The organism is Streptomyces huiliensis (assembly GCF_020037025.1).
Lineage (GTDB): Bacteria > Actinomycetota > Actinomycetes > Streptomycetales > Streptomycetaceae > Streptomyces > Streptomyces huiliensis.
Window position 1 is genome coordinate 51,192 of sequence record NZ_JAIQLH010000023.1, and the last position, 12,094, is coordinate 63,285.

The window sequence follows — 12,094 nt, forward strand, 5'->3', positions numbered from 1 at the left end:
TCATGGCGGTGCATGTGCCGAGGGACGACGCTGGCCCTCCGCGAAATTTGGTGCAGGCTACATGATGACCCGCTTCTCGCACAGTGGAAGATGTATTCCACTATGTGGACAACAGCGGCCGGATCCACGAGATCCGTGAGATCCATGAGGGTGGAGCGCAACCGGCGCGGGCCGCACTGCCCACGGGCGCTTGTGAAGATGTGCCCTGTTGTCGAAGGGTTGAAACCGCATGGAAACCAGCTCGTGACGCACGTTCGTTATGCGGTGACCCGCATAAAGCATCACCCGACGGCGGTCCCGAAGGCAATACCCAGGAGATACGTCACACCGGCCGCCGCACCGCCCAGCAGCAGCTGCCGCAGCCCGCTGAACCACCAGCTGCGCGCGGTGACCCGGGCGACGACCGCGCCGCACGCGAACAGCCCCAGCAGCGCCAGCAGCACCGCGGGCCACAGCTGCGTGGCGCCCAGCAGGTACGGGAGGACGGGCAGCAGCGCGCCCAGCGCGAACGAGCCGAACGAGGCGAGGGCCGCCGTCATCGGCGAGGGCAGGTCGGAGGGGTCGATGCCCAGCTCCTCGCGGGCGTGGATCTCCAGCGCCTGCTCCGGGTCCTTCGACAGCTGCCGCGCCACCTCCCGCGCGAGCGCCGGCTCCACCCCGCGCGACTCGTAGAGCGCGGCCAGCTCCTCCAGCTCGTCCGTCGGGTGTTTCCGCAGCTCACGCCGCTCGATGTCGAGCTCGGCGAGGACCAGCTCGCGCTGCGACGCGACGGACGTGTACTCCCCCACCGCCATCGAGAACGCACCCGCGGCGAGCCCCGCCAGCCCCGTGATCACCAACGTCTGCGACGTGGCGTCCCCGCCCGCGACGCCGGTCAGCAGCGCGAGGTTCGACACCAGACCGTCCATCGCCCCGAACACGGCGGGACGCAGCCAGCCGCCGTTCACGTCGCGGTGCGTGTGGTTGTCGCGGTGGGCTATGTGCGTGGCGGCGGCGGTGTCGAGGACGGCCATGGTGGTTCGGTGCTCCTTCGCCCGGAGGGCGGGCCTTGTGCTCTGCCCCCTACGGTCCGACGGTACGCACGAATGGCATGTCCGCGCTAGCAAGGAAGGCCGAACTTACCTCGCTGACCTGCGGTTTTGCCGCGCCCCGGTCCCACCCCTTCGCCGATTCCCGGGGGCAAGCCCCTCGGACCCCCGAAACCGCGCTCCGCGGGTTGTCCTCAATCGCCGGACGGGCTGGAAGTGCCACCTCAGGCACGATCCAGCCCGTCCGGCGTTTGAGGACGAGCGGCGAAGCCGCGACAAGCGGGGTCTGGGGCGCAGCCCCAGGAAACGGCGAAGGGGCGGGACAGGGGCAAACCCCCATCCCGCCCCAGCGCAAAGCTCAGAGCTTCTTGGCCGGCTTCGCCCCGTCCGCCGGCTTCGGCCCATCCACCGGCTTCGCCCCACCCGCCGGCTTCGACAGATCCACCGGCTCCCCCGGAGCACCGTCCTCCGCCTCCCGAGCGGAGCCGGAAGCACCCGGCTCGACCACAGCCTCCCGCCCAGGAACCCTCCTCGACGACACCACCATGTAAGCCACCGCCGCCAGGAACACCAGAATCGACGTCCACCCGTTGAGCCGCAGCCCCAGCACATGATGGGCGTCGTCCACCCGCAGGTACTCCGTCCAGAAGCGCCCCACCGTGTACGCCGCCACATACAGCGCGAACGCCCGGCCATGACCGAGCTTGAAGCGCCGATCGGCCCAGATCACCAGAGCGGCGACCCCGAGGCACCACAGCGACTCGTACAGGAACGTCGGATGGTACGTACCGGCGACCCGCCCGATCCCCGGATCGGCGTCGATCTTCAGCGCCCACGGCAGGTCCGTCGCCTTGCCGTAGAGCTCCTGGTTGAACCAGTTGCCCCACCGGCCGATCGCCTGCGCCACGGCGATACCGGGGGCGACGGCGTCCGCCCAGGCCGGCAGCGGGATGCCGCGCGTCCGGCAGCCGATCCAGGCGCCGACCGCGCCGAGCGCGACCGCGCCCCAGATGCCGAGGCCGCCCTCCCAGATCTTGAAGGCGTCGACCCAGTTCCGCCCCTCACCGAAGTACAGCTCGTAGTCGGTGATGACGTGGTAGAGCCGGCCGCCGACGAGGCCGAAGGGCACGGCCCAGACGGCGATGTCGGCGACGGTCCCGGCCCGGCCGCCGCGCGCCATCCAGCGGCGGTTGCCGAGCCAGACGGCGGCGAAGACGCCGATGATGATGCAGAAGGCGTAGCCGCGCAGCGGGACCGGCCCCAGGTGGAGCACGCCGGTCGACGGGCTGGGAATGTATGCGAGATTCATGGCACCACCGACGCTACCCTGCCGGGGCGCGCGACCGGCAACCCACCCGGGACAACAGCTGCGTAACGGGCCCCGTGCCCCGCACGCGAAACGCCCCGGACTCGCACGCCCCGCGGGAAGCGCGCCCCGCCCGCCTCAGTGCTTCTTCTTGGACGACGAAGAGGACGTCGCCACGACCATCTCCCGCAGCTTCGCCGGCGTCAGCGGATGCGCCGGGTCGCCGTACACGCTCTTCCCGTTGAGCAGCACGGTCGGGGTGGCCTTGTAGGCGCCCTTGCGGAACGTCTCGTACGTCTGCTTCACCCAGCTGTCGTGCATGCCGTCGTCGACGCACTTCTGGAAGCCGGGGGTGTTCAGCCCCGGGACCTGCTCGGCCAGCTCGTACAGCCGGGAGGTGTCGCCGAAGGCGTCCTTCGTCTCGGGCGGCTGGTTCTTGTAGAGGACGTCGTGGTACGCGGCGAACTTCCCGACGTCCTGCGCACACGCCGCCGCGTTCGCGGCCCGGAGCGAGCCCGCACCGCCCAGGTTCCGGTCGATGAGGGTGACGATGTGGTACTCGGTCTTGAGCTTCCCCTCCTGCTCCAGGTCGCGCACGGTGTCGCGGTACGCGTTCTCGAACAGGGCGCAGGCCGGGCAGCGGAAGTCCTCGTAGACGGTCAGCGTGGCCTTGGCGGCCTTCTTGCCGACCGGGATGGTGGAGCCGTCCTTGCCGAGCGCCCCCTGCGGCGGCAGCGGCGGACCGGCCGCCTCGTCCTCCTTCTCCCCGCCCGTGCTCGCGATCACCGCCGCGACCCCGGCGCCGGTCCCCAGCACCCCCACCACCGCCAGCCCCGCGATCATCGCCCGTCTGCGTTTGGCGCGGGCGGCGTCCTTCAGGCGCTGTTCCTGCAGCCGCTCGCGGGCGCTGCGCTTTGCGTCGCTGTTCTTCTCGTTCACGTCCCCGTACAACGAAGTACGACGAACCGGGGGTGCGCCTCGGCGCACCCCCGGTCCCAGGTTCCTTCGAACGGGTTACCCCGGCTCGCTCACGACGGGATCAGCCCCGCTTGCGGACGCCCTCCGCCAGTTCCCCGGCGAGCTCCCGCACCGCCGCGAGCCCGGCCGCCTCGTCCGGAGCGTCGAGCATCCGCTTGACGAAGGCCGAGCCGACGATGACGCCGTCGGCGAACCCGGCGACCTCCGCGGCCTGCGCCGCGTCGGAGACGCCGAGGCCGACGCAGACGGGCAGCGCGGTGCCGGTGGCGCGGGTGCGCTCGACCAGCTCCTTCGCCTGGGCGCCGACGGACGCTCGGGTGCCGGTGACGCCCATCAGGGAGGCCGCGTAGACGAAGCCGCTGCCCGCCGCGGTGATCGTGGCGAGCCGCTCGTCCTTGCTGCTGGGCGCGACGACGAAGACCGTCGCCAGCCCGTGCCGGCCGGCGTGCTCCCGCCACAGGTCCGACTCCTGCACCGGCAGGTCGGGCAGGATGCAGCCGGCGCCGCCCGCCGCGGCCAGCTCGGCGGTGAACCGCTCGACGCCGTAGCGGTCGATGGGGTTCCAGTACGTCATGACGAGCACGGGCTTCCCGGTGGCCTCGTGGGCCTCCCGGACCGTCCGCATGACGTCCGCGATCCGGACGCCGCCCTTCAGGGCGATGTCGTCGGCGGTCTGGATGACGGGACCGTCGAGGACGGGGTCGCTGTGCGGCAGCCCCACCTCGACCACGTCCGCGCCGCCGTCGAAGACGGCCTTGATCGCCGCGATGCCGCCGTCCACGGTGGGGAAGCCGGCCGGGAGGTAGGCGATGAGCGCGGCCCGGTCCTCGGCCTTGGCGGCGGCGAGGGTGTCCGTCAACAGCTTTACGTTCCCGCTCACTTGGCGTCCCCCTCGATCTCCGCGGTGGCGGTACGGTCGGCGGCCACTTCGGCGTCGGTGTCGTAGAGGCCGAAGTAGCGGGCGGCGGTGTCCATGTCCTTGTCGCCGCGGCCGGACAGGTTGACGACGATCAGGCCGTCCTCACCCAGCTCCCGGCCGACCTCCAGGGCCCCGGCGAGCGCGTGGGCGCTCTCGATGGCCGGGATGATGCCCTCGGTGCGGGACAGCAGGCGCAGCGCCCGCATCGCGGCGTCGTCGGTGACCGCGCGGTACTCGCCGCGGCCGGAGTCCTTGAGGTAGGCGTGCTCGGGTCCGACGCCGGGGTAGTCCAGGCCGGCCGAGATGGAGTACGGCTCGGTGATCTGGCCCTCGTCGTCCTGGAGGACGTAGGAGCGGGAGCCGTGCAGGATGCCCGGCTCGCCCGCGGTGAGGGTGGCCGCGTGCTCGCCGGTCTCGACGCCGTGCCCGGCGGGCTCGCAGCCGATGAGCCGGACGTCCGCGTCGGGGATGAAGGCGTGGAACAGGCCGATGGCGTTGGAGCCGCCGCCGACGCAGGCGACGGCCGCGTCGGGCAGCCGTCCGGCGCGCTCCAGGATCTGCCGGCGGGCCTCGACGCCGATGACCCGGTGGAAGTCGCGGACCATGGCCGGGAAGGGGTGCGGTCCGGCGACCGTGCCGAAGAGGTAGTGGGTGCGGTCGACGTTGGCGACCCAGTCGCGGAACGCCTCGTTGATGGCGTCCTTCAGGGTGCGGCTGCCGGACTTCACGGCGATGACCTCGGCGCCGAGCATCCGCATCCGGGCGACGTTGAGGGCCTGCCGCTCGGTGTCGACCTCGCCCATGTAGATGGTGCAGTCGAGGCCGAAGAGGGCGCAGGCGGTGGCGGTGGCGACGCCGTGCTGGCCGGCGCCGGTCTCCGCGATGACGCGCGTCTTGCCCATGCGCTTGGTGAGCAGGGCCTGACCCAGCACGTTGTTGATCTTGTGGGAACCGGTGTGGTTCAGGTCCTCGCGTTTGAGGAACACCCGGGCGCCGCCCGCGTGTTCGGCGAACCGCGGCACCTCGGTGAGGGAGCTGGGACGCCCGGTGTAGTTGACCATCAGGTCGTCGAGCTCGGCGGCGAACGACGGGTCGGACTTGGCCTTCTCGTAGGCGACGGCGACCTCGTCCACGGCGGCGACCAGCGCCTCGGGGATGAAGGTGCCGCCGAAGGCGCCGAAGTAGCCCGCCGCGCTGGGCACCTGGCCCGCGGGGTCGGGAACGAAGAACTCAGAGGACACGGAGGTACTCCTGTGACAGAAAAGGGCGACGGGCACGGCGGGACGGGAGTACACCCCGCGCACGCTCGCCGAAGGGACCGGCTACTGCTGAGCGGTCCCGCGCCATCGGCGCCCGTTGATCTGTCCGGGCTCGCACCCGATGTGGTAGCGCACCCTGCGGCCACGCGCCCGCCGCGCCGGCGCGCGGCAGCCCCGGGGGCGGCACCCCCGGGCCAGACGCGCGTACGCGGTCATGCCGTCCTCAGCTCCTGCCGTGCCGCAGGGCCGGGTGGGCGCCGGCGGCGACCAGGTCGGCGACGGCCGCCTTGGGATCACGGCCGGTCACCAGGGACTCACCGACGAGCACCGCGTCGGCGCCGTCGTTGGCGTAGGCGATGAGGTCGTGCGGGCCGCGCACCCCGGACTCGGCGATCTTGACGATGCCGTCCGGGATCTCGGGGGCGACGCGGGCGAAGGTGCCACGGTCGACCTCCAGCGTCTTCAGGTCACGGGCGTTGACGCCGATGACGCGGGCGCCGGCGGCCACCGCCCGCTCGACCTCGTCCTCGTCGTGCACCTCGACCAGCGGGGTGAGCCCGATGGACTCGGCCCGCTCGATCAGGGAGACCAGGGCCTCCTGCTCCAGGGCGGCGACGATCAGCAGCGCGAGGTCGGCGCCGTAGGCGCGGGCCTCCCACAGCTGGTAGGCGGTGACGATGAAGTCCTTGCGCAGGACCGGGATGTCGACCTTGGCGCGGACGGCCTCCAGGTCGGCGAGCGAGCCGCCGAAGCGGCGCTGCTCGGTCAGCACGCTGATGACGGAGGCGCCACCGGCCTCGTAGTCGGCGGCCAGTCCCGCCGGGTCGGCGATGGCGGCCAGCGCGCCCTTGGACGGGCTGGAGCGCTTGACCTCGCAGATGACGGAGACGTTCTCGCCGCGGAGGGCGGCGGCCCCGTCCCTGGCCTGCGGGGCCTTCGCGGCCCGCTCCTTGAGCTCGTCGAGGCTGACGCGCGCCTGCCGCTCCGCGAGGTCGGCACGGACTCCGTCGATGATCTCGTCGAGCACACTCACGCGGGCGGCCCCCTTCCGGGCTCGGATGATCTGGGCTGATGCGGTTCGTACTCGTCCCACCAGCACACTGTGATGGTACTTGCCGTCGGGCGCGGGTCGCGCATCCGGTTGACGGCGGCGTCGCGGACCGGCCGCCGGCCACCCGGGATCACGGGGCGAGCAGCGCCCCGCAGGGCAGGTTCCGCACCACGGTGAAGACCAGCACCAGCAGGCCGATCCCGCACCAGTGCGCCGGCCGCAGGGCCAGCGGCAGCCCGCCGTCGTGGCGCACGGCGCGGACGCACCAGACCGCCCAGAGGACGGCGAAGACTGCGTAGCCCAGGACGGCGGGGGCGTTGGCGTGCAGGGCGGCGGGGAGGTCGCCGCGCAGCAGGGCGTGCAGCCCCCGCAGGCCGCCGCAGGCCGGGCAGAGCAGGCCGGTGTGGCGGAGCAGCGGGCAGACGGGGTAGTGGCCGGGCTCGTTCGGATCGACCGTCCGGACCAGGACCGCCGCCGCGCCGAGCCCCGCGGCGACGCCGAGCGGCGCGCCCAGCCGGCGGAGGGACGGCGCGGTGGCCCGACGACCTGGGCCGGTGCCGGTGCCGGAAGGGGGCTCCCTCACGCCGTCCAGTGTCCGCCGACACGCGCGAAGGCGCGGCCCGGAACGCCCGTACGGATGACCAGGCCGGTCAGGATGACCAGGGTGATCGGGTACGGGATCCGGGCCGCGCCTTCGCGCGAGGGTGGTGCGGGTGCGGGGACCGCCGGTCAGGCGTTCTGCGGCTGCGCCTCGGCCTTGGGCTTCGACCCCATCTTGGGGGCCTGGCCGAGGCCCATGAGGCGCATGATGCCGCCGACGACCGCGCCGAGAAGGATGACGCCGACCCCGGCCCAGAAGCCGACCGGCTTGGCCATCACGATGAACGCGCTGGCGACGCAGAAGCCGATGAAGGAAATGATGACACCGGTCCAGGCGGCCGGGGTCTGTCCGTGGTGTACCTGACCCGACATGACTTGACTCCTCGTTGCTGGGGGTCGCCGAATCGCGCCTGCGGGCGGCGCATGACCCTCGCGGTCATTGTCCCTGACGGCCTGTGACCGTCTCGACGTGGGGTGGGCGTGAGGCGAGCGTGGGACCGGCGGGGGACCGCCCGGCGGGGGCTACCGGTGCGCCGCGTCGCCGGTGGGGTCCTCCCCCCGGTCGAGGGCCTTCCAGATCTCCTCGGGCCGCTCCGGGTCCGGCGCCCGGCGCGGGCGGCGGGGACGCGGGGTGCCGTCGCGCTCGTACCGGCCGCCCATGGCGGGCCAGTGCCGGCCGTAGCGCAGCGCGAGCAGCCCGGCGAGCAGCAGCAGGACGCCGCCGGCCAGGGCCACCCAGGGCCACGGGGTGTGGCTGACGTGCTCGACTGTGGCGCTGGAGAGGCCGGTGGTCCTGGCGGCCTTCTCCTCCAGGGCCTGCGTGTCGGAGTTGCCCAGCAGGCTGCCGGCGACGACGCCCGCGCCGCTGAGCGCCAGCACGCCGGCGACCAGCGTCCGGCCGGCCCGGCGTACGGCGAAGACCGCGACGAGGGCGGCCAGCCCGACGATGGCGAGGGCACCGGGCAGGCCGGTGACGTCTTGGCCGGTGGCGTGCTCGCGGGCGGCGTCCTGGGCGCCCGCCGCGGTGCCTTCGACCCAGGTCCGGCCGCCGGCGAGCAGCACGAGCGCGGCGCCGACGGCGGTCAGGAACAGGGCGGCGCCGACGCTGCGCCGGGCGCTCCGGCCGGGTCCTGGCTCGGTGCGGGTGCGGGGGTGGGGTACGGCTGCGCTCACCCTTCCACTATCCCCTGCGCCCGTGCGTGCCGCGCAGCCGGGGTCACGCCGGTGCCCCCGGGCGGGTGAGCCGGGCGGCGCCGTGGACGGCCCGCAGCACGGCGGCGGCCTTGTTGCGGCACTCGGTGTCCTCGGCGACCGGGTCGGAGTCGGCGACGACGCCCGCGCCCGCCTGGACGTAGGCGGTGCCGTCGCGCAGCACGGCGGTGCGGATGGCGATGGCGGTGTCGGAGTCCCCGGCGAAGTCCAGGTAGCCGACGCAGCCGCCGTACAGGCCGCGGCGGGACGGCTCCAGCTCCTCGATGATCTGCATGGCCCGGGGCTTGGGCGCGCCGGAGAGGGTGCCGGCCGGGAAGCAGGCGGTGAGTACGTCGAACGCCGTCCGGCCGGGGGCGAGGCGGCCGGTGACGGTGGAGACGATGTGCATGACGTGGCTGTAGCGCTCGATCGACATGAAGTCGACGACCTCGACGGTGCCCGGCTCGCACACCCGGCCCAGGTCGTTGCGGCCGAGGTCGACGAGCATCAGGTGCTCGGCGCGCTCCTTGGGGTCGGCGAGGAGCTCCTCGGCGAGGGCGGCGTCGGCCTGTGGGGTGGCGCCGCGCGGGCGGGTGCCGGCGATGGGGTGGACCATGGCCCGCCCGTCCTCGACCTTCACCAGCGCCTCGGGGCTGGAGCCGACGACCTGGAAGCCGTCGAACTGGAACAGGTACATGTACGGGCTCGGGTTGGTCGCCCGCAGCACCCGGTAGACGTCCAGCGCGGAGGCGGCGCACGGCGTCTCGAACCGCTGCGAGGGCACGACCTGGAACGCCTCGCCGGCCCGGATCCGCTCCTTGATGTCCTCGACGGCCGCCTGGTAGTCGGCCCCGCCCCAGCGGGCGGTGAACTCCGGCAGCTCGGCGGAGGGCAGCACGGTGGGGTGGGTGGGGACGGGCCGGTGCAGGTCGGCGGTCATCGCGTCGAGGCGGGCCACGGCGTCCGCGTACGCCTCGTCGACGCCCGTCTCCAGGTCGTTGTGGTTGATCGCGTTGGCGATCAGCAGGACCGTGCCGTTCCAGTGGTCGAGGACGGCGAGGTCCGAGGTGAGCAGCATGGTGAGTTCGGGCAGCCCGAGGCCGTCCCGCTCCCCGTGGTGGTCGCCGATCCTCTCCAGCCGGCGGACGACGTCGTAGCCCAGGTAGCCGACCATGCCGCCGGTGAAGGGCGGCAGCCCGGCGTCCTCGATCAGGTCGCGCGGGGTGTGCAGCGCCTCGACGGTGGCCCGCAGGGTGCGCAGCGGGTCGCCGTCGGTGGGCACGCCGACGGGCGGGGTGCCCAGCCAGTGGGTGGCGCCGTCGCGGGCGGTGAGGGTGGCGGCGGCGCGGACGCCGACGAACGAATAGCGCGACCAGCTGCGGCCCTGCTCCGCGGACTCCAGCAGGAACGTGCCCGGCCGCTCGGCGGCGAGCTTGCGGTAGAGGGCGACGGGGGTGTCGCCGTCGGCCAGGAAGCGCCGGGTGACCGGGATGACCCGGCGGTCCTTGGCCAGCGCGCGGAAGGTGTCGGCGTCGGGAACCTGAGCGGGCCCGGAAGCGGTGGTGGCAGCCATGGCAGCGGAGCCTACTGGCCCAGCGGCAGGTCTCCGGCGTCGAAACAGGTGCGCGTCCCGGTGTGGCACGCCGGGCCGGTCTGGTCGACCTTGACGAGGAGGGTGTCCCCGTCGCAGTCCAGGGCCACGGACTTGACGTGCTGGACGTGGCCGGAGGTGTCCCCCTTCACCCAGTACTCGTTCCTGCTGCGGCTCCAGTAGGTGCACCGGCCGGTGGTGAGGGTGCGGTGCAGCGCCTCGTCGTCCATCCAGCCGAGCATCAGCACCTCGCCGGTGTCGTACTGCTGGGCGACGGCCGGCACCAGGCCGTCGGCGGTGCGCTTGAGGCGCGCGGCGACGGCGGGATCGAGCGCGGTGCTGCCGGGGGCGGCGGGAGTGGCGGGCGCGGAATCCCGCGGAGGCTCGGAACTGGAAAGGGCGTTGCCGTTCATGGAGCCATTGTGCCGCTCTTGGACCGGTCGCATGGATGTCCGACGGATACGGCATGCTTCCGTCATGACCTCACCGCCTCCTCCCCCTCCCTCCAACCCGCCGCAGCCGCCCGGGGGCGGCGGCGGTTTCGGACCGCCGACGGGCTTCGGACCGCCCCCGGAGCAACCCCCGCCGTACGGTGACGGGCAGCCCGGCCCCGGCGGCCAGCAGCCCCCGTACGGCGGTCAGCCCGGCCCCTACGGGCAGGGCCCGCAGAACCCGTACGGCCAGAACCAGCCTCCGGGATACGGCCCGTACGGGTCGCAGCCCGGCATGGCCCCGCCGCCCTCGGGGGGCGGCGGGGCGAAGGTCGCCGCCATCGTGGTCGGCGCGGTGCTGGTGGTCGGCCTGATCGTGGGCGGCGTCATCTTCGCCACCAAGGACTCGGGAAGCGACGACCCCAAGCCCGCCGCCAAGGGCACGTCCACACCCAGCGCCACGGCGAGCGACGCCCCGACGTCCAGACCGTCCCCCATACCGACCCTGCCGGACATACCCGGCCCGCCGTCGTCCTCCGCCGAACCGTCGCCCTCCGGCTCGTCGTCGATCGTGGTGCCCATGGTCGTCGTCAAGCCCGGCGAGTGCTTCGACCACCCGGCGATGACCCCGTCGGTCACCCGCGTGGAGAAGAAGTCCTGCTCCGGCAGTCACGACGGCGAGGCGATCACCAACCGGACGCTGAGCAACGGCCTGCTGACCGAGACGGACATCCAGGAGAAGGCCCGGGGCCTGTGCAAGCCGGACGCCGAGAAGCGGCTCCGCGCCGTGAACGACGGCCGCCTGTACTACTACTTCGCGCTCTACCCCAACGAGCGGACGTACCTGCTCACCGGTGAGCGCCGGGTCACCTGCTGGATCGCCCGCAGCGACAAGCCGGGCGGCGCCAAGCTGACGGCACCACTGCCCGAGTAGCCGACGGGCGCGGCGCCGTGGCACGGCGGCGGCGCCGACCGTAGGCTGCCGCCATGTCGACCCACGCACAGCGCGAACGCCTGCTCCTCGCGGATCTGTTGGAGACCGCGGGCCCGAACGCCCCGACGCTCTGCCAGGGGTGGAGCGCCCGCGACCTCGCGGCGCACGTCGTGGTGCGCGAGCGCCGCTCCGACGCCGCGGCGGGCGTCCTGTTCAAACCGCTGGCCGCCCGCCTGGAACGGGTCCAGGCCGAGTTCGCCGCCAAGCCGTACGAGGAGCTCGTCCAGCTCATCCGGACCGGGCCGCCGCGGACCTCGCCGTTCGCCCTCAAGCAGATCGACGAGGCGGCGAACACGGTCGAGTTCTACGTCCACACCGAGGACGTGCGGCGTGCCCAGGCCGACTGGACGCCGCGGGAGCTCGATCCCGTCTTCGCCGACGCGCTCTGGTCCCGCCTGGAGAAGATGGCCCGCGTCCTCGGCCGCAAGGCGCCTGTCGGCGTCGTCCTCCGGCGTCCGGACGGGCGTACGGCGGTCGGCAACCGGGGCGTCCCGGTGGTGACGGTCACCGGTGAGCCCGGTGAGCTGACGCTCTTCGCCTTCGGGCGGCAGGCGGCTGCGCGGGTGGAGCTGGAAGGCGACGAGGTCGCCAAGGCGAAGCTGCTGGCTGCGCGGCTGGGGCTTTGAGGGATCCCCAGCCCCGCCCCTTCACCGTTTCCTGGGGCTGCGCCCCAGACCCCCTTGTCCTCAAACGCCGGACGGGCTGAAGAATCAGCCCGTCCGGCGTTTGAGGACAACCGCGCGAAG

Annotated in this window: 14 protein-coding genes; 2 read left to right on the plus strand and 12 right to left on the minus strand. The window is 73.1% G+C overall.

Going from position 1 to position 12,094, the window contains the following annotated elements; translation table 11 throughout:
* Positions 1-281: 281 nt before the first annotated feature.
* The 12 genes from JNW98_RS05685 to hisI form a co-directional block, all read right to left on the minus strand.
* Positions 282-1,013 carry a VIT1/CCC1 transporter family protein gene (locus JNW98_RS05685; RefSeq protein WP_223766958.1) on the minus strand — a complete coding sequence of 244 codons (732 nt, stop codon included), beginning with the start codon at positions 1,011-1,013 and terminating at the stop codon, positions 282-284.
* A 373-nt stretch (positions 1,014-1,386) separates the two neighbouring features.
* Positions 1,387-2,337: a prolipoprotein diacylglyceryl transferase gene (lgt, locus tag JNW98_RS05690; protein ID WP_223766959.1), complete on the minus strand. Its 951-nt coding sequence runs from the start codon at positions 2,335-2,337 to the stop codon at positions 1,387-1,389.
* A gap of 135 nt (positions 2,338-2,472) precedes the next feature.
* Positions 2,473-3,273, minus strand: coding sequence for a DsbA family protein (locus JNW98_RS05695; protein WP_223766960.1), 801 nt, complete (start codon positions 3,271-3,273; stop codon positions 2,473-2,475).
* Between the two features lie 100 nt (positions 3,274-3,373).
* Complete coding sequence (trpA, locus tag JNW98_RS05700) at positions 3,374-4,192, minus strand: tryptophan synthase subunit alpha (RefSeq protein WP_223766961.1); 819 nt, start codon at positions 4,190-4,192, stop codon at positions 3,374-3,376.
* Positions 4,189-5,472 (minus strand): tryptophan synthase subunit beta, encoded by a 1,284-nt coding sequence (gene trpB, locus JNW98_RS05705; RefSeq protein ID WP_223766962.1) that lies wholly within the window; start codon positions 5,470-5,472, stop codon positions 4,189-4,191. Before trpB ends, trpA begins: the two co-directional genes overlap by 4 nt.
* An 81-nt stretch (positions 5,473-5,553) precedes the next feature.
* Complete coding sequence (trpM, locus tag JNW98_RS36510; protein WP_372459168.1) at positions 5,554-5,706, minus strand: tryptophan biosynthesis modulator TrpM; 153 nt, start codon at positions 5,704-5,706, stop codon at positions 5,554-5,556.
* Between the two features lie 7 nt (positions 5,707-5,713).
* Positions 5,714-6,523 carry an indole-3-glycerol phosphate synthase TrpC gene (gene trpC, locus JNW98_RS05710; RefSeq protein ID WP_223766963.1) on the minus strand — a complete coding sequence of 270 codons (810 nt, stop codon included), beginning with the start codon at positions 6,521-6,523 and terminating at the stop codon, positions 5,714-5,716.
* Positions 6,524-6,671: 148 nt separating this feature from the next.
* Complete coding sequence (locus JNW98_RS05715) at positions 6,672-7,124, minus strand: DUF2752 domain-containing protein (RefSeq protein ID WP_223766964.1); 453 nt, start codon at positions 7,122-7,124, stop codon at positions 6,672-6,674.
* A gap of 146 nt (positions 7,125-7,270) precedes the next feature.
* Positions 7,271-7,513: an HGxxPAAW family protein gene (locus tag JNW98_RS05720; RefSeq protein ID WP_223766965.1), complete on the minus strand. Its 243-nt coding sequence runs from the start codon at positions 7,511-7,513 to the stop codon at positions 7,271-7,273.
* A gap of 150 nt (positions 7,514-7,663) precedes the next feature.
* The gene (locus JNW98_RS05725; RefSeq protein WP_223766966.1) at positions 7,664-8,314 is read right to left on the minus strand and encodes a TIGR02234 family membrane protein; all 651 of its coding nucleotides are present in this window, start codon (positions 8,312-8,314) and stop codon (positions 7,664-7,666) included.
* Between the two features lie 43 nt (positions 8,315-8,357).
* A complete protein-coding gene (locus JNW98_RS05730) occupies positions 8,358-9,905 on the minus strand; it encodes an anthranilate synthase component I (protein WP_223766967.1) in 1,548 nt (515 codons plus the stop codon).
* Positions 9,906-9,916: 11 nt separating this feature from the next.
* A complete protein-coding gene (hisI, locus tag JNW98_RS05735) occupies positions 9,917-10,336 on the minus strand; it encodes a phosphoribosyl-AMP cyclohydrolase (RefSeq protein ID WP_223766968.1) in 420 nt (139 codons plus the stop codon).
* A 64-nt stretch (positions 10,337-10,400) separates the two neighbouring features.
* Between hisI and JNW98_RS05740 the strand changes: the two genes are divergently transcribed.
* Together JNW98_RS05740 and JNW98_RS05745 are read left to right on the plus strand one after the other, a co-directional pair.
* Positions 10,401-11,288, plus strand: coding sequence for a hypothetical protein (locus JNW98_RS05740; RefSeq protein ID WP_223766969.1), 888 nt, complete (start codon positions 10,401-10,403; stop codon positions 11,286-11,288).
* Positions 11,289-11,341: 53 nt separating this feature from the next.
* Positions 11,342-11,974, plus strand: a complete 633-nt coding sequence (locus tag JNW98_RS05745; RefSeq protein ID WP_223766970.1) for a TIGR03085 family metal-binding protein — start codon at positions 11,342-11,344, stop codon at positions 11,972-11,974.
* Positions 11,975-12,094: the final 120 nt, after the last annotated feature.

Excerpts from the sequence above, each read along its gene's own strand:
- trpM (WP_372459168.1), bottom strand. The coding sequence starts at position 5,706 with ATGACCGCGTACGCGCGTCTGGCCCGGGGGTGCCGCCCCCGGGGCTGC.
- hisI (WP_223766968.1), bottom strand. The coding sequence starts at position 10,336 with ATGAACGGCAACGCCCTTTCCAGTTCCGAGCCTCCGCGGGATTCCGCG.
- JNW98_RS05745 (WP_223766970.1), top strand. The coding sequence starts at position 11,342 with ATGTCGACCCACGCACAGCGCGAACGCCTGCTCCTCGCGGATCTGTTG.
- lgt (WP_223766959.1), bottom strand. The coding sequence starts at position 2,337 with ATGAATCTCGCATACATTCCCAGCCCGTCGACCGGCGTGCTCCACCTG.
- JNW98_RS05740 (WP_223766969.1), top strand. The coding sequence starts at position 10,401 with ATGACCTCACCGCCTCCTCCCCCTCCCTCCAACCCGCCGCAGCCGCCC.
- JNW98_RS05685 (WP_223766958.1), bottom strand. The coding sequence starts at position 1,013 with ATGGCCGTCCTCGACACCGCCGCCGCCACGCACATAGCCCACCGCGAC.
- JNW98_RS05730 (WP_223766967.1), bottom strand. The coding sequence starts at position 9,905 with ATGGCTGCCACCACCGCTTCCGGGCCCGCTCAGGTTCCCGACGCCGAC.
- JNW98_RS05720 (WP_223766965.1), bottom strand. The coding sequence starts at position 7,513 with ATGTCGGGTCAGGTACACCACGGACAGACCCCGGCCGCCTGGACCGGT.